The following is a 17,089-nucleotide window of genomic DNA, read 5'->3' on the forward strand; positions in this document are numbered from 1 at the left end:
GGGTTTTTGCATTTACGAGAAGCGGCGATCAGAAACGATCGTCTTCGTCCTCATCGTTTGTCGTGGACTTCAGCGACTTCAGCTTGGCAAATACGGCATCGGCGTCGATTTCAGGCTCTTCTTCGCGCTCGAAGCTCGGCGTCAGACGCTCAGTTTCCTGGGCAGACTGCAGGGTCGCGCCAAGTTCAGCGGCGGTCGGCAGCGGACGGCCCTTCGATGCCTTTTCGACTTCCATGTCGAGGTCGATCTGGCTGCAGAGGCCGAGCGTGACCGGATCCATCGGCGTCAAGTTCGCTGCATTCCAGTGGGTGCGTTCGCGGATCTGCTCGATCGTCGATTTGGTGGTGCCGACGAGGCGCGAAATCTGGGCGTCCTTCAGTTCCGGATGATTGCGAACCAGCCAGAGAATGGCGTTCGGGCGATCCTGGCGCTTGGAAACCGGCGTATAGCGCGGACCGCGGCGCTTGGATTCCGGCACGCGAACCTTCGGCTCCGAAAGCTTCAGCTTGTGGTTCGGGTTAGCTTCGGCGCGCGCTATTTCGTCGCGGGAAAGCTGGCCGGTCGAGATCGGATCCAGGCCCTTGATGCCTTGTGCGGCTTCACCGTCGGCAATTGCCTTCACTTCCAGCGGGTGAAGCTTGCAGAACTGTGCGATCTGGTCGAAAGACAGCGCCGTGTTGTCAACCAGCCAGATGGCGGTCGCTTTCGGCATAAGCAGTTGTTGAGCCATGGATATAGTCCTTCTGTCGTCCGCGCCGGTGTCGCGGTCCGTGGATTGTCACCACAATTTCCGGGAAAATATGCGCGGTATATAACCGGAGTGACACAGAATTGCAATTGATGTGGATTGAAATGACCTTTGTCTAATTGCCGGGCCGTTTTGACCTGCTATGAATGCCCTGAATTGAGTCCCGGGCGCCGCTTGAAGCGGCGAAACCGGTGCCCGTGTGAGGAGGAGTTTCCATGTCGGAAAAGATCTATCCGGTTAGCAAACCGGTGAAGAGCCATGCCCTGATCGACAAGGCAAAATACGAAAAGTGGTATGAAGAGAGTGTCGAAAACCCCGACAAATTCTGGGGCAAGCATGGCAAACGGATCGACTGGTTCAAGCCCTACACCAAGGTCAAGAACACCTCATTCACCGGCAAGGTTTCGATCAAGTGGTTCGAAGACGGACAGACCAATGTCTCCTATAACTGTATCGACCGCCACCTGAAGACACATGGCAACCAGACTGCCATCATCTTCGAAGGCGACAATCCCTATGTCGACAAGAAGATCACCTATAACGAGCTCTACGAGCGTGTCTGCCGTTTGGCGAATGTGCTGAAGAAGCACGGCGTCAAGAAGGGCGATCGCGTTACCATCTACATGCCGATGATCCCGGAAGCGGCTTACGCGATGCTCGCCTGTTCGCGCATCGGTGCCGTGCATTCGGTCGTCTTCGGCGGCTTCTCGCCGGAAGCGCTGGCCGGCCGCATCGTCGACTGTGAATCGACTTTCGTCATCACCTGTGACGAGGGCGTGCGTGGTGGAAAGCCGGTGCCGCTCAAGGAAAACACCGATACGGCGATCCATATCGCAGCCAAGCAGCACGTCATCGTCGACAAGGTTCTCGTCGTTCGCCGCACCGGCGGCAAGACCGGCTGGGCGCCGGGCCGCGACCTCTGGTACCACCAGGAAGTTGCCACCGTGAAGGCGGAATGCCCGCCGGTGAAGATGAAGGCGGAAGACCCGCTGTTCATCCTCTATACGTCGGGCTCGACGGGCAAGCCGAAGGGCGTGCTGCACACGACGGGCGGCTATCTCGTCTATGCGTCGATGACGCATGAGTATGTCTTCGATTATCACCCCGGCGATATCTACTGGTGCACGGCCGATGTCGGCTGGGTTACCGGCCACTCCTATATCGTCTACGGTCCGCTTGCGAACTGTGCGACGACGCTGATGTTCGAGGGCGTGCCGAATTTCCCGGATCAGGGACGTTTCTGGGAAGTCATCGACAAGCACAAGGTCAACATCTTCTACACGGCGCCGACGGCGATCCGCTCGCTGATGGGCGCCGGCGACGAGTTCGTGACGCGCTCTTCGCGCTCCTCGCTGCGCCTGCTTGGAACCGTAGGCGAGCCGATCAATCCCGAAGCCTGGGAATGGTATTACAATGTGGTCGGCGACAAGCGTTGCCCCGTCATCGATACCTGGTGGCAGACGGAAACCGGCGGTCACATGATCACGCCGCTGCCGGGCGCGATCGACCTCAAGCCGGGTTCGGCAACGGTGCCGTTCTTCGGCGTCAAGCCGCAGCTGGTGGACAATGAAGGCAAGGTTCTCGAAGGTGCGGCTGATGGTAATCTCTGCATCACCGATAGCTGGCCGGGCCAGATGCGCACCGTCTATGGCGACCACGAGCGCTTCATCCAGACCTACTTCTCGACCTACAAGGGCAAGTATTTCACCGGTGACGGCTGCCGCCGTGATGAGGACGGCTACTACTGGATCACCGGACGCGTCGATGACGTGCTGAACGTCTCCGGCCACCGCCTCGGAACGGCGGAGGTGGAATCGGCTCTGGTTTCCCATAATCTCGTTTCGGAAGCAGCGGTTGTCGGCTATCCGCATGCGATCAAGGGCCAGGGCATCTATTGCTACGTCACGCTGATGGCCGGCAATGAGGGTACCGACGAGCTGCGCCAGCAGCTGGTCAAGCATGTCCGCACCGAAATCGGCCCGATCGCCTCGCCGGACAAAATCCAGTTTGCACCCGGCCTGCCAAAAACCCGTTCCGGAAAGATCATGCGCCGCATCCTGCGCAAGATCGCTGAGGATGATTTCGGCGCATTGGGCGATACCTCGACGCTTGCCGATCCTGCCGTCGTCGATGATCTGATCGCCAACCGGCAGAACAAGGCGAGCGCCTGACGCTTCAAAGCCGCTCCGCTCACGCGGGGCGGCTTTTTCAATCGTTGCTGGTACAGGCGATACGCGGCTTATGCTCGCCATCGTAGCCAGTGGCCAAACCGCCTTCCATCATTTCGTGAGTCGGATTCCGCCCATCTTCGAACAAAATATCGGCGACGATCCGGCCGAAATATTTATCGCCGCTGATATTGGTCAGCAGCACATGCGGTGAAGCGGCTGCCATCGCATCCAGCGCAAGACGCGCTTCTTCCGCCGCGCGCCTGACGGCCGGACATTTCGACTTGATTTCAGGGGTGTCGATGCCGCGGATGCGGACATAAACCTCGATCCGCTGTTGCGGCCATGGCGTCGCTTCCATCAGTATCGTATCGCCGTCGATGACCCTGATGATCTCGGCCGCGACAGGACCGGCAACCTTTTCGCCGCCCGCGCCTGAAGCCGGGATCAGGCATAGGCCAAAAATAATCGGGATCAGCTTCCTCATTCAAGGAATAAATTCCGATTTTCTGACGCAGTCAATAGGAATATTTACTTAGAAATCGATGGCGCGGCCGTTGATCTCGTAATCGCCGAAGCGTGCAGGCTCGGCGCCGCCGCGGCCGCCGATCTCTGGCGGCAATTCCAGCGGGGCGGCGTTGCGCCGGCGTTCCTCTGCTTCGGCCAGCGCCCGCTTGGCGGCAGGCGACAATACCTTGCGTGGCGCGGTGCTGTCCGCGGCTTGGCTTTCGGTATTGTCGTTGTCGGCTGACTGCATGGCGCTCTCCTGCCGGAAAACATTGAAAATGGCGGGCGAATAACCAAATCATAGTGCGCTGGGGCGCCGATTGGAACCCTCAATACCGATCATAGGAGACGGAGACCTCGATGAACCTCGTTCGCACTGCCATGTTGCTTGCCTTCATGACGGCCCTGTTCATGTTTGTCGGATTTCTGATCGGCGGCCGTGGCGGCATGATGATCGCCTTCCTGATTGCGGCGGGCATGAACTTTTTCTCCTATTGGAATTCCGGCAACATGGTTCTGTCGGCTTACCGGGCGCAGCAGGTCGATGAGCGTAACGCGCCGGAGTTCTACCGGATCGTCCGGGGTCTGGCGCAGAATGCCGGTCTGCCGATGCCGAAGGTTTATCTCTACGACAATCCGCAGCCGAACGCCTTTGCGACCGGTCGCAATCCCGAGAATGCGGCGGTTGCCGCCTCCACCGGGCTGCTGCAGGCCCTGTCGCCGGAAGAGGTCGCCGGTGTCATGGCGCATGAGCTCGCCCACGTCCAGAACCGCGACACGCTGACGATGACGATCACTGCGACGCTCGCCGGTGCGATCTCGATGCTTGGCAACTTTGCCTTCTTCTTCGGCGGAAATCGCGAGAACAACAACAATCCGCTCGGCTTCATCGGTGTCTTGGCCGCCATGATCGTTGCACCGCTGGCGGCGATGCTGGTGCAGATGGCGATCAGCCGGACGCGCGAATATTCGGCTGACCGGCGCGGCGCGGAGATCTGCGGCAATCCGCTTTGGCTTGCTTCCGCTCTCGGCAAGATTGCCCGCGGTGCGGCGCAGGTTCCGAACTACGATGCCGAGCGCAATCCGGCGACCGCGCATATGTTCATCATCAATCCACTCTCCGGCGAGCGTATGGACAATCTATTCTCGACCCATCCGAACACGGAGAACCGCATTGCGGCACTGCGGGAAATGGCGGCTGGCGGCATCAATATCTCGACGCCACCCGTGCGGACTGCTAATCCGTCGCGGAAATCGCGTTCGGTTCCGGATACCGGTGTTGGCCGCGGTGGTTCGCAACCGCCAAAAGGTCCGTGGTCTTGAATTCAAACGGCAAGAAGCCCTTCAAAAACAGCAGCAGCCATTCGGAACGTGCCCCCGCCAAGCCCGGCCTGCAGGCGCGGTCGGCCGCGGTCAAGATTCTGGCGGCCGTCGTCGACAAGAAGCTGCCGCTCGATGGCGCGCTCGACCATGAGAACGGCAATCCTGCCTACAAGGCGCTCGGTGAAAACGATCGCGCGCTGGTTCGTGCCATTCTGAACAGCGCGCTGAGGCATATGCCGCGGATCGATGCGGCCATCGCTTCGCTTCTCGATACGCCGCTTCCGGAGGGCGCGCGGGCGCTGCATCACGTTCTTGCCGTTGGCGCGGCGCAGATCCTCTATCTTGACGTGCCCGACCATTCGGCGGTCGATCTCGCCGTCGAGCAGGCGAACGGTGATCCCCGCAACCGCCGCTTTGCCAAGCTGGTCAATGCCATTCTCCGCCGTATCGGCCGCGAGAAGGAGGAAATTCTCGCTTCCGTCGCCGATGTCCCGGCAATGCCCGACTGGTTCTTGGCGCGGCTCAGGAAGGCCTATGGCAAGGATGCGGCGCTGGCGATCTCGGAATCGCAGCTGGAACCTGCCGCAATCGATCTGACCGTCAAATCGGATGCTGCGGGTTGGGCGGCGCGGCTGAACGGCGCGGTGCTGCCGACGGGCGGCGTTCGTCTCGCGGCCTTCGATGGCAGCATTCCGTCTCTGGAAGGCTTCGAGGATGGTGAATGGTGGGTGCAGGACGCCGCCGCCAGCATCCCGGCAAAGCTGTTCGGTGATCTGACAGGCAAGCGCGTTGCCGATCTCTGCGCTGCTCCCGGTGGCAAGACGGCCCAGCTTATTCTTGCGGGTGGCGATGTCACCGCGATCGACCAATCGGAGAGCCGGCTGAAGCGTCTGCGCTCCAATCTCGCGCGTCTAGGGCTGCAGGCTGAGACCCTTGCGACCGACTTGACCAAATTTCAGCCGGATGAGGGTTTCGACGCGATCCTGCTTGATGCGCCCTGCTCCTCGACTGGTACGACGCGTCGTCACCCCGATGTGCTTTGGACGAAGGGGGCCGAAGAGATCAGCAAGCTTGCCGGTGTTCAGGAGCGGTTGCTGAGGCACGCGCTGACGCTGTTGAAGCCCAATGGCGTTATCGTGTTTTCGAATTGCTCGCTCGATCCTGCCGAAGGCGAAGACGTTGTTGCGCGCGTGCTTGCCGATATGCCCGGTGTGGCGAGGGTGCCGATCGATCCGGCGGCGTGGCCGGGTCTCGAACAGGCGATCAGCCCGGTTGGCGATTTCAGAACCACGCCGGTGATGCTGCCGATGGCCGGTGGCGTCGCGTCCGGCCTCGACGGCTTCTACGCCGCGATGTTGCGACGTGTTGCCTGATTGCAAGACGGTCTCTTATATTTCATCCTTGTCACAAATTAATGCAGCCTTACCGGTGAAAGCTGCTCTCGTTCACCTATTCTTAATAACGAGGGTCAATAGAAAATAAATATGCAATCCGGCGGGCGTTTTTCGACTTTGTATGTTCGGGAGGCTTGGCGGCGCTTGTCGCGCCGTGCCGCCTTGGTGCGCCTGCGCCTCTTCCGCCATACCATCCAGGCGCCCGAACGCCTGATTGTCGCGCCGACGGATTTGCGGGCAATCGATTCCCACGTTGCCGACGAGATCATGAACGGGCGCTTTCCGCTCGCGAGCCGCCTTCTCGAGACCAACGGCAAGTCGCCCTTCACCTTCACGCTGCCTTCACGCGCCTTCGCCAACCGGCTGCATGGTTTCGGATGGCTGCGCCACATGCGGGCCTACAAGAGCGAGCGCGCGTCGCTGATCGCCCGTTCGATCGTTGATAGCTGGCTGTCGCTGCATTCCGGCCGGATCGAAGGCGTTGCCTGGGAAATCGACGTGACGGCGCAGCGCGTCATCGCCTGGCTCTCGCATTCACCCGTCGTCCTGCAGAATGCCGACCGCGGTTTTTATCGCCGGTTCATGCGTTCGCTGGCTTTTCAGGTGCGTTTCCTACGTAGGATGGCGCCTTATGCGCCGGCGGGTGAGGTTCTGTTCCGGCTGCGGATCGCCCTCGCGATGGCGTCTATCGCCATGCCGACGCGGGCAGGCCCGCTGCGGAAGGCCGCACTGGCGCTCGATAACGAGTTCGATCTGCAGATCCTTCCTGACGGTGGCCACATATCGCGCAATCCGCGCGCCGGTCTTGAGCTGCTGCTAGACCTGCTGCCGCTGCGTCAGACCTATGTCAATCTTGGTCACGATCTGCCGCAGAAGCTGATTTCAGGCATCGATCGGATGTATCCGGCGCTTCGCTTCTTCCGGCATCAGGATGGCGATCTGGCGCTCTTCAATGGTGCAACGTCAACGCTCGCCAACGAGCTGATGTCCGTGCTGCGCTACGATGAGACGGCGGGCCAGCCGTTCAAGGCAATGCCGCATTCCCGGTACCAGCGGCTTGCTGCGGGAAAGACGGTCGTGATCGCCGATACCGGATCGCCGCCAACCGGCGAGCTGTCGCGCACGGCGCATGCCGGATGCCTTTCGTTCGAAATGTCGTCGGGACGATATCGTTTCATTGTCAATTCCGGGTCTCCGAAATTCGCAGGCCGCCGTTACGTGCAGATGGCGCGTACCACCGCCACGCATTCGACGGTGACGCTCAACGATACCTCCTCCAGCCGCTTCTCGACGTCGGAGTTTCTCGGCCACCGGATGACGGAAACCGTAGAGAACGTTACTGTCGAGCGGGCGGAAACCGAGGACGGACGTGACGGGCTGAAGATGAGCCACGATGGCTATCTTCGTGGCTTCGGGGTTCTGCATGAGCGCGAAATCTCGATGAACGCCACAGGCGCGATCGTTGCCGGCCGCGACCGCCTTGTGCTGCCTGACGGGCGCGTCAGCGACGATCCGTTGAAGGCCGCAGTCAGGTTTCATGTCCATCCGGCAATCAATCTGAAACAGAATGATCGCGAGTCCGTTCTGATGACCGCGCCGGATGGCGAAAGCTGGCTCTTCTCGTCGCCGGGCAATGAAGTGCTGATTTCGGAAGATATCTTCTTTGCCGACGCCTCGGGCATCTGCGGCTCCGACCAGATCGAAATCGATTTCGATTTTGCCGAAAAGCCCGAAATTCGCTGGTTTCTGTCCCGTAAGAGCTAGTCGGCATTTACGCGGCGGCAGCGCTCGTGCTAACGCGGCGCCATAATCCTATACGTCCCTCGCCGGATGTCTCCCGAACCCCGAACGGAGAAGGTTCATGGCCGTCATTTCCAAGAAGATCCCCGCCCCCGACAAGGTCAAGGTTAAGACCGCGCTGCTATCCGTCTCCGACAAGACGGGTATCGTGGAGCTTGCCAAGGCGCTGTCGGACAAGGGCGTCCGCCTGCTCTCGACCGGCGGCACGCACAAGGCAATTGCTGCGGCCGGCCTTGCCGTCACCGACGTTTCCGAGGCGACCGGTTTCCCTGAGATCATGGACGGCCGCGTCAAGACGCTCCATCCGACGGTTCATGGCGGCCTGCTCGCCATTCGCGACGATGCCGAGCATCAGGACGCGATGAAAAAGCACGGCATCGAAGGCATCGATATCGCCGTCATCAACCTTTATCCGTTCGAGGAAGTCCGCGCTGCCGGCGGTGACTATCCGACGACGGTCGAGAATATCGACATTGGTGGCCCGGCGATGATCCGCGCTTCGGCAAAGAACCATGCCTATGTGACCATCCTCACCGATCCATCCGATTATGCCGAGCTGCTGCAGCAGCTTGCCGAGGATGCCGGACAGACGAGCTATGCTTTCCGCCAGCGCATGGCCGCAAAGGCCTATGCCCGCACGGCCGCCTATGACGCGATGATCTCGAACTGGTTCGCGGAGRCTCTCTCGATCGATACCCCGCGCCATCGCGTGATCGGCGGCGTGCTGAAGGAAGAGATGCGCTACGGTGAAAACCCGCATCAGAAGGCCGCCTTCTACGTTACCGGCGAACAGCGCCCGGGCGTTTCGACGGCAGCGCTGATCCAGGGCAAGCAGCTCTCCTACAACAACATCAACGATACCGATGCCGCCTATGAGCTCGTTTCCGAGTTCCTGCCGGAGAAGTCTCCCGCCTGCGCCATCATCAAGCATGCCAATCCCTGCGGCGTCGCCACGGGGTCAAGCCTCGTCGAGGCCTACAGCCGGGCGCTTGCCTGCGATTCTGTCTCGGCCTTCGGCGGCATCATCGCGCTGAACCAGACGCTGGATGCCGCGACGGCGGAAGAGATCATCAAGCTCTTCACCGAAGTCATCATCGCGCCTGATGTGACCGAGGAAGCCAAGGCGATCGTCGCCCGCAAGCCGAACCTGCGCCTGCTTTCGGCCGGCGGATTGCCCGATCCGCGCGTTGCCGGCCTCACGGCGAAGACCGTTTCCGGCGGTCTTCTCGTCCAGAGCCGCGACAATGGCATGGTCGAGGACCTCGAGCTCAAGGTGGTCACCAAGCGTGCGCCGACGGCTCAGGAGCTCGAGGACATGAAGTTTGCCTTCAAGGTCGGCAAGCATGTGAAATCGAATGCCGTCGTCTACGCCAAGAACGGCCAGACCGCGGGTATCGGTGCCGGCCAGATGAGCCGCGTCGATTCCGCCCGAATCGCGGCGCTGAAGGCTGAAGAGGCTGCCAAGGCGCTCGGTCTTCCTGTTCCGATGACGCACGGCTCTGCAGTTGCCTCGGAGGCTTTCCTTCCCTTTGCCGATGGCCTGCTGTCGATGATTGCGGCAGGTGCCACCGCGGTGATTCAGCCCGGCGGTTCTATGCGTGACCAGGAGGTCATCGACGCGGCAAACGAGCACAATGTTGCGATGGTGTTTACCGGGATGCGGCACTTCCGCCACTGAGACGGATAACTGAATTGAAAACCCCGGCCTTGCGCCGGGGTTTTTTCGTTCAGGCTTTCTGTTTGTCGGCCGGATATGGCGTGGTGAACAGAAGGATCAGGCCGCCCAGCAGGAAAATTATCAGCGTAGCCATGCCGAGCCGGGCAGAACCGCTGGAATAGGTAACGATCGAGAACAGCAGTGTTGCCATGAAGCTCGTCGCGCGCCCTGAGAGCGCGTAGATCCCGAAATAGCGGCCGGCCTCTTCCAGGCTGACGCTGCGGGCGAGATAGGATCGCGAAGAGGCTTGAACCGGGCCGAAGGCAAGGCCGATCAGAAGGCCGTAGAGAATATAGGCCTTCTCTGCGGCGGTGCCGAAAAATCCGCCTGAGTCGGCGACCGGCAGCTCGATCACGCCGAAGAGCGTATAGCCCGGCCCGGTGGAAATGATGCCGATCGTGGCAAGCAGCAGCATTGTCAGGCTGATGACGATCGTCACTTTCGAGCCGATCCGCTGATCGACGCGCCCGGCTATGATGCAGCCGAAGATCGCGACGACGTTAAGGATGATGCCGTAAAGGCCGATCTCGATGGTGGCCCAACCGAACATACCGGCGGCGAAGGTGCCGCCGAGGATCAGCAGACCGTTGACGCCGTCCTGGTAGATCATCCGCGCGATCAGGAACTTCAGGATGCCCTTGCGGTGCTTGAGCTCGCCGATTGTGTTGCGGAGCTCGGCAAACCCGGTCGTCACCGCACGTCCGAGCGGAACGCCCTTTGGCGCATCGGGCGTGAAAAGAAACATCGGAATGATGAAGATCAGATACCAGACGGCCGAAATCGGTCCGGTGATGCGGGCGTCTTCGCCACTATGGGCATCGAGGCCGAAAAGCGGATCCATCCCCAGCAAGGTCTTGCCGGTTTCCAGGCTACCAGCCAGTAGAGCGACGACTGCGATCAGCACGATCATCCCGCCAAGATAGCCAAGGCCCCAGGCAGTGTTGGACAAGCGGCCGACCTCATCCTTGCTCACCAGCCGCGGCATCATCGAATCGTTGAAGACGATCGAGAACTCAGCGGCGATCGATGCCAGAATCATGAAGATGATCGGATAGATGACGGGCGAGCCGGGAGCCGCGAACCAAAGGCCGAAGAGCGCAGTGATCTTGATGACCGCGAAGAAGGCGATCCAGGGTTTGCGGGCGCCGGATTGGTCGGCGATCGAGCCCAGGATTGGCGACAGGACCGCGATGATCACCGAGGAGATCGTTGCCGTGTTGCTCCACATGGCTTGCGCATGGACCGGATCAGAGGTCAGCCGGGAGACAAAGTAAGGACCGAAGATGAAGGTGGTGACGACCGTGAAGAACGGCTGGGCCGCCCAATCGAAAAACATCCAGCCCCAGATGCCCCTCCCCGGCGCCTTATGCGGCGCCGGAGTTCCGTCTCCCGTCCAGTCAATTCTGCTCACGCATCCGCTCCCATTGTCGCGGCGGACTGTGTCACCTCGTCCGGTCGCGCGCAAGATCGGTCAGAAGGCCCGCGGCGACGGTGATGCGGGCGAGATTCGGCTCGCCGCTATCGCTGAGACTGGAGAGTTCCTCGGTGATGCGATTGATCCTGATGCGATCGACCGCATGCCATGCCTGAACCGGCAGCTTTTCCTTGCCGTGATCCGAGAGTGCGGAGATGACGATGTCGCGGCGGGCGCCGGCGATCTGGTCGATGCTGCGTGCAAGCGCCAGATTTTCATAGTGGTCCGAGGTGACGATGCGCCCGCCCGCAGCAAGCAGCCTGCCGATCCGGAAGGTCTGCGAGACGGCGAAGTAGCTCTCCGCGGCGCGCGCCAGCGGCTCGCCGGTGCGCTCGGCAATCTGCATGATCTCAGGCACGAGCGCAAAGCCTGGCAGCCCGGTAATGTCGGCTGCCAGTTTCTCCGGAAGACCTGCTTCCTGATACTCCGTCTGGCGTGCTTCGAACTCGACAGGGGCCTGCGCCGGGAACGATGGCTTCAGTTTCTTGAGGGCAGCCTGCAGCCGGCTAACCGTTTCGGCGATGTCACCCTTGGCCATGCCCGTTTTCAGCATCAGCCGGGTCAGAACGGTGAAGCTCTGGCTGATTTCGTCGTAGACGCGGTTCTGCGTCTGGCCGGAAATCTTGCCGTCGAGCGCGTCCGTTTCGCTCCAGAGGCGGTTGAGGTCGAAACCGTCGCGGGCGATGATCGCAGCGCGGACGACTTCGGCCGCAGAAGCGGCTGTCGCATCGACCATGCTGACGGCAAAGGCCGGGCCGCCGCGATTGATCGCCTCGTTGGCGAGCACGGTGGCGACGATTTCACGCTTCAGCCGGTGGCTGGTGATGTCGGAGCCGTTGGTCTTCTGCATCTTCGCCGGGAAGTAGTTCGACAGCGTCGAGGCAAAATACGGATCATCGGGCAGATCGCTGATAATCAGGGCGTCGAAGAGAACGATCTTGGCGTAGGATAGCAGAACGCCGATTTCCGGGCGGGTCAGCGGCTTGTTGGCCGCATAACGCTCGGCAAGCGTCGCGTCGTCAGGCAGCGTCTCCACCTTGCGGTTCAGCTGCTTGGCGGATTCGAGCACGGTCATGAAGCGGGCGAGCTCGAGGCCGTTGCCGGTTCCCTTGCGTTCCGTCAACGAGATCGCCAGCGACTGGAGATAGTTGTTGCGCAGAACGAGGCTTGCGACTTCATCGGTCATCGATGACAGCAGCTGGTCGCGCTTCGGGCGCGTCAGGCGGCCGTCATGCATAGCATTTGCGAGCGCGATCTTGATATTGACCTCGACGTCCGAGGTATTGACGCCGGCGGAGTTGTCGATGGCGTCGGAATTGCTGCGGCCACCCTTCATGCCGTAGGCGATGCGGCCCTTCTGGGTGACGCCGAGATTGGCGCCCTCGCCGATGACCTTGGCGCGGACATCGTCGGCAATGATGCGGATCGGGTCGTTGGCGCGGTCGCCGACTTCCGTATCGGTTTCAGCCGCGGCCTTCACGTAGGTACCAATGCCGCCGAACCACAGCAGGTCGACCGGGCTCTTCAGGATGGCCGTCATGATTTCGAACGGTGTCGCGACCGTTTTGTCGATGCCGATTGCGGCGGCGGCCTCTGCGGTCAGCGTCACGGACTTCGCGGCGCGCGAAATGATCATCGCACCCTTGGAGAGCACCGACTTGTCGAAGTCCTGCCAGCTGGAGCGCGCGAGATTGAAGAGCCGCTGGCGTTCGGCCAGCGTCTTGTCCATATCCGGATCGGGATCGATGAAGATATCGCGATGGTCGAAGGCGGCGAGCAGGCGAATTTTCGGCGAGAGCAGCATGCCGTTGCCGAAGACGTCGCCGGACATGTCGCCGACGCCGGCGACGGTGAAGGGCGTTGTCTGGATGTCGATATCCATCTCGCGGAAGTGGCGCTTGACGGTCTCCCAGGCGCCGCGGGCGGTAATGCCCATCTTCTTGTGGTCGTAACCGGCCGAACCGCCCGACGCAAAGGCATCGTCGAGCCAGAAGCCGGCTTCCTGCGCCAGCGCGTTGGCGGTGTCGGAGAAGGTCGCTGTGCCCTTGTCGGCGGCGACGACAAAATAGGGATCGTCGCCGTCGATGCGCACGGTCTTGGCCGGCGGCACGATTTCGGTGCCCGAGATGTTGTCGGTGATCGACAGCAGCGTGCGGATATAGGTCTTGTAGGCTTCGCGCCCCGCGTTGAAGATCTCGTCGCGCGTGCCGCCTGCAGGCAGTTTCTTCGGATAGAAGCCGCCCTTGGCTCCGACGGGGACGATGACCGCGTTCTTGACCTGCTGGGCTTTCACCAGGCCGAGCACTTCGGTGCGGTAGTCTTCGGCACGGTCCGACCATCGGAGACCGCCACGGGCGACCTTGCCGAAGCGCAGATGGACGCCTTCGACCTCGACGCCATAGACGAACACTTCGCGGAAGGGCAACGGCTGCGGCAAGCCGTCGACGAGATGCGGATCGAGCTTGAACGCGAGCATCGCCTTCGGCGAGCCATCCTCGTTGCGCTGGAAATAGTTGGTGCGCAGCGTCGCATCGACGACGTTGATATAGCGGCGCAGGATGCGGTCGTCGTCGAGGCTCGGGACATCGGCCAGCGATGCTTCGATCGACTGATGCAGATCGCCCAGCCTCTTGAGACGCGGCTTTTCGGCCAGCGCCGGGTCCATCGCTTCATGGAAGAGACGGAAGGTGGCGGCGGCGATGTCCGGATATTTGTCGAGCGTCGCGGCAATGTAATCCTGCGAATAGGCGATACCCGCCTGGCGCAGATAGCGCGAGTAAGCGCGCAGCACATTGGTCTCGCGTGCCGAAAGCCCTGCGGAAAGGATCAGACGGTTGAAGCTGTCATTGTCGATGGTGCCGTTGAAGGCGGCGACGAAAGCTTCTTCCAGCGCCGCGCCAAAGCGCGGGAGGTCGATCGCGTTGCCGCTGCGGGCTTCGAGCTCCATGTCGTGCAGGACGACGATGTTGATCGCGCCGTTCGCAGCCGGTACTTCGATGTCGAAGGTGCGCTCGCTGAGGACGTTGAAGCCGAGATTTTCAAGAAGCGGCACACGGCGGGACAACGGCAGCTGCTCGCCGCAGTGGAAGATCTTCAGCGACAGGATGCTGCCGCGCTCGTCGTCGTTGCGGTAGTAGAATTCGATGCGGATCGGCTCGCCGCCGGCGCAAGCGGTGATATCGGCGAGGTCACCAGCCGCTTCGTCAGGCGTGAAAGCCTCCTGGAAGGCATTGCTGACGCCGATTTTCGGCGCCTTCGGCCCTGCCAGCATTTCGAAGCGGTTATCCCAGCGGGCGGTGATCGCCCGGATCGCCTCTTCCAGCTTCGCCTGCGGAATGCGCGGCGTCTTGCCGCCGGAGCGGCCGATGATGAAGTGGACGCGGGCGACGCCGCCTTCGGGGAAGGCCGGGTAATAGGCGGAGACGCGGCCGTCATAAATGGTCTTCAGATAGGTACCGATCTTCTCGCGGACGATCGAGTCATATTCCTCGCGCGGGACGTAGACGATGACGGAGACGAAACGGTCAAAATGGTCGATGCGCGGCAGAACGCGGACACGCGGCCGGTCTGCGAGGTCGTTGATCTGCTCGGCAAAGCTCGACAGCAGCGTCGTATCGATCTGGAAGAGATCGTCGCGCGGGTAAGATTCCAGCGTGTTGTCGAGCATGCGGCCGGAATGGCTCATCGGATCGAAGCCGAAATGCTCTTTCACCTTGGCGATCTTCGATCGCAGCAGTGGGATTTCCGACGCCCAGGATGTGTAGGCTGTCGACGTGAACAGGCCGACGATACGAAGTTCGCCGGTGACGTTGCCATTCTTGTCGAAGCGCTTGACGCCGACGTAATCCATATAGGCGCGGCGATGGACCACCGATTTGACGTTGGCCTTGGTGACGATCAGAAATTCCGGGCCATCAAGGAAGGCTAGGATCTCGGGCGTGGTCGTCACCGCGTCCTTGCCGGTGCGCAGAACCAGAACGTCTGGATTGGAGAGAATGCCGAGGCCGGTACCCTTGTCGCGCTCCACCTTGGCGCCGGCACCCTTGCCCGAATAGACGTATTCGCGCATGCCGAGGAAGGTGAAGTTCTCGTCGCGCAGCGATGTCAGAAAGGCGAGCGCTTCGTCGCGATCGGCTTTCTTGCGGCTGGCGCTATATTCCCGGAGCTCGTCGATGGCGGTGTCGAGTTTCGAGAGCATCGGTTTCCAGTCGGAAACCGCCTGCTGCACCTGTTCGAGAACGGTCTTGATGCGCTTCTGCAGATCGGAGGACTGCGCCGGTGTCAGCGGCGAAAGGTGGATCTGGATGTGGCTGACGCGCGAGGCCGGATCACTTGGCTCGTCGGCGGAATAAAGCCCCGGCTCCTTGCCGTCTTCAAGCACCAGAATCGGATGCACCGCCATGTAGAGGTCGCGATAGGTGCTGGTGACCTCGCCCATGACCGATTCATAGAGAAATGGCATGTTGTGGTCGGTGACCGTCAGAATGGAGACCGGAACGCCTGACGGCTCGACGTCGGCTACTGTCTCGATGCTGACGCGGGGCGTCCTGCCGTTCCAGGCCTTCAACTCGCGCGCCGAATGGATGGCGGAGAGGGCGAGCATTTCGGGCGTATAGAGATCGAGGTCATCCCCGCTGGCGCGGCCGAACAGAACTTCGGGCTGCAGATGCTTGTCGCCGGTGGCGGCAGCAATCTTTTTTGCGCTCTCGATCTGTTTCTCGCGTTTCGGATTGTGTCTGGCAGCCATTTCAGATGTTCCCCGATCTGTTCGATTTGGTGCAAAATATCAGAAGATTTGCCGAAAAAATCTCTAAAAGAGGCCGCTTGATGGCAGCTTTCGTTCGTTCTGGCCCCTGTTTTTGTCAGAATTCGGAAGAATCTCCGCTTATTCGATTCGACTAATATTGTTTGCGGCCGACTTTGGACTGCTGCTTCGCGACCTTTCCACGCAGAGATGAACAATGGTTGACAGGCGTGGCGTAAAAAGTGGATCAACTGCGCATCAGGTTCAGGGCTATCACCATGCCAGAAAATACCACCGCCGGAACGGTCATCGTCATTTCAAGCCATGTCGTGCGTGGTTCGGTCGGCAACCGTGCCGCCGTCTTTGCGCTGGAGACGCTGGGACACCAGGTCTGGGCCCTGCCGACGGTCGTGCTTCCATGGCATCCCGGTCACGGGCGCTCGACGCGGCTGACATTTGCCGAGGCCGATTTCGATGCGGCGATCGACGACCTGATCAGGGCGCCCTGGATCGGCGAAGTGAAGGCAGTGCTGACAGGCTATTTCGGCAATGCCGCACAGGCCAAATCCGTCGCCCGGCTGATCGGCGCACTGCGCCAGGACAATCCCGATCTGCTCTATGTCTGCGATCCGGTGATGGGCGATCTCGGCGGTCTCTATGTTCCGCAGGCGACAGCCGAAGCAATCCGCGATCACCTGATCCCGCTTGCATCTCTGGCAACACCGAACCGCTACGAGCTTGCCTGGATGGCAGGCGCGCCGCTCGATGACAACACGGCGGTGATGGAGGCGGCGCTATCACTCGGTCCGTCGCGAATGCTGGTCACGTCGGCAGTGCCGATGATGACGGGTGGGACCGGCAATCTCTATCTCTCGGGCCGGCATGCGCTGCTGGCCGAGCACAGGCTCATCGATAATCCACCGAACGGGCTCGGCGATCTTCTTGCGGCTCTTTTCCTGTCGCGGCTGCTTTCCGGCATGGATGATGAAAAGGCGCTGCAACTGGCAACGGCCAGTGTCTATGAAGTTTTGGCGCGGGCGGTCAAGCGCGGCAGCGACGAGTTGACGCTGGCGAGTGACGCATCGAGCCTCGCAACGCCGATGGCGATGGTGCAGATGCGCCATTTGCTGCATCCGGCACAGCGGCGCAAGAAATAGCAACGACTCATTTTGCACTGCAGCAGTTGATCTTCTGCGCACCAAGCGTTAATCGAA

11 protein-coding genes are annotated in these 17,089 nt (G+C 61.0%); 6 read left to right on the plus strand and 5 right to left on the minus strand.

Annotated elements, in window-relative coordinates; all coding sequences use genetic code 11:
- Positions 1–28 precede the first annotated feature (28 nt).
- Positions 29–730 (minus strand): DUF1013 domain-containing protein, encoded by a 702-nt coding sequence (locus tag AC1DNK_RS10885; protein WP_112385987.1) that lies wholly within the window; start codon positions 728–730, stop codon positions 29–31.
- Between the two features lie 233 nt (positions 731–963).
- On the opposite strand from AC1DNK_RS10885, the gene acs reads away from it, so the two are divergent.
- Entirely contained in the window at positions 964–2,919 is a 1,956-nt protein-coding gene (gene acs, locus AC1DNK_RS10890; protein ID WP_477941033.1) for an acetate--CoA ligase, read from the plus strand.
- Between the two features lie 37 nt (positions 2,920–2,956).
- Here acs and AC1DNK_RS10895 read toward each other — a convergent pair whose 3' ends face one another.
- Entirely contained in the window at positions 2,957–3,403 is a 447-nt protein-coding gene (locus AC1DNK_RS10895) for a thermonuclease family protein (RefSeq protein WP_477941035.1), read from the minus strand.
- Positions 3,404–3,451: 48 nt separating this feature from the next.
- Complete coding sequence (locus AC1DNK_RS10900) at positions 3,452–3,673, minus strand: DUF1674 domain-containing protein (protein ID WP_112385984.1); 222 nt, start codon at positions 3,671–3,673, stop codon at positions 3,452–3,454.
- 110 nt (positions 3,674–3,783) lie between these two features.
- Here AC1DNK_RS10900 and htpX point away from each other — a divergent pair, with 110 nt between their 5' ends.
- The 4 genes from htpX (at position 3,784) to purH (ending at position 9,618) form a co-directional block, all read left to right on the plus strand.
- Positions 3,784–4,746 carry a zinc metalloprotease HtpX gene (htpX, locus tag AC1DNK_RS10905; protein WP_477941036.1) on the plus strand — a complete coding sequence of 321 codons (963 nt, stop codon included), beginning with the start codon at positions 3,784–3,786 and terminating at the stop codon, positions 4,744–4,746.
- Positions 4,737–6,119, plus strand: a complete 1,383-nt coding sequence (locus AC1DNK_RS10910; protein ID WP_477941037.1) for an RsmB/NOP family class I SAM-dependent RNA methyltransferase — start codon at positions 4,737–4,739, stop codon at positions 6,117–6,119. The genes htpX and AC1DNK_RS10910 overlap by 10 nt, the downstream gene beginning before the upstream one ends.
- 111 nt (positions 6,120–6,230) lie before the next feature.
- Complete coding sequence (locus AC1DNK_RS10915) at positions 6,231–7,904, plus strand: heparinase II/III family protein (protein WP_477941038.1); 1,674 nt, start codon at positions 6,231–6,233, stop codon at positions 7,902–7,904.
- Between the two features lie 97 nt (positions 7,905–8,001).
- Positions 8,002–9,618, plus strand: a complete 1,617-nt coding sequence (gene purH / locus AC1DNK_RS10920; protein WP_477941039.1) for a bifunctional phosphoribosylaminoimidazolecarboxamide formyltransferase/IMP cyclohydrolase — start codon at positions 8,002–8,004, stop codon at positions 9,616–9,618.
- A gap of 49 nt (positions 9,619–9,667) precedes the next feature.
- Here purH and AC1DNK_RS10925 read toward each other — a convergent pair whose 3' ends face one another.
- Both AC1DNK_RS10925 and AC1DNK_RS10930 read right to left on the minus strand, forming a co-directional pair.
- A complete protein-coding gene (locus AC1DNK_RS10925; RefSeq protein WP_477941041.1) occupies positions 9,668–11,068 on the minus strand; it encodes an MFS transporter in 1,401 nt (466 codons plus the stop codon).
- A gap of 31 nt (positions 11,069–11,099) precedes the next feature.
- Positions 11,100–15,878, minus strand: coding sequence for an NAD-glutamate dehydrogenase (locus tag AC1DNK_RS10930; RefSeq protein WP_477941042.1), 4,779 nt, complete (start codon positions 15,876–15,878; stop codon positions 11,100–11,102).
- A 275-nt stretch (positions 15,879–16,153) separates the two neighbouring features.
- Between AC1DNK_RS10930 and pdxY the strand changes: the two genes are divergently transcribed.
- Positions 16,154–17,032 (plus strand): pyridoxal kinase PdxY, encoded by an 879-nt coding sequence (gene pdxY / locus AC1DNK_RS10935; RefSeq protein ID WP_310296586.1) that lies wholly within the window; start codon positions 16,154–16,156, stop codon positions 17,030–17,032.
- Positions 17,033–17,089 lie beyond the last annotated feature (57 nt).

The sequence above is a fragment of the Rhizobium sp. 01N424 genome (assembly GCF_056399485.1).

Coding starts and splice junctions, on each gene's coding strand:
- AC1DNK_RS10885 (WP_112385987.1), bottom strand. CDS start 730: ATGGCTCAACAACTGCTTATGCCGAAAGCGACCGCCATCTGGCTGGTT.
- acs (WP_477941033.1), top strand. CDS start 964: ATGTCGGAAAAGATCTATCCGGTTAGCAAACCGGTGAAGAGCCATGCC.
- AC1DNK_RS10895 (WP_477941035.1), bottom strand. CDS start 3,403: ATGAGGAAGCTGATCCCGATTATTTTTGGCCTATGCCTGATCCCGGCT.
- AC1DNK_RS10900 (WP_112385984.1), bottom strand. CDS start 3,673: ATGCAGTCAGCCGACAACGACAATACCGAAAGCCAAGCCGCGGACAGC.
- htpX (WP_477941036.1), top strand. CDS start 3,784: ATGAACCTCGTTCGCACTGCCATGTTGCTTGCCTTCATGACGGCCCTG.
- AC1DNK_RS10915 (WP_477941038.1), top strand. CDS start 6,231: ATGCAATCCGGCGGGCGTTTTTCGACTTTGTATGTTCGGGAGGCTTGG.
- AC1DNK_RS10930 (WP_477941042.1), bottom strand. CDS start 15,878: ATGGCTGCCAGACACAATCCGAAACGCGAGAAACAGATCGAGAGCGCA.
- pdxY (WP_310296586.1), top strand. CDS start 16,154: ATGCCAGAAAATACCACCGCCGGAACGGTCATCGTCATTTCAAGCCAT.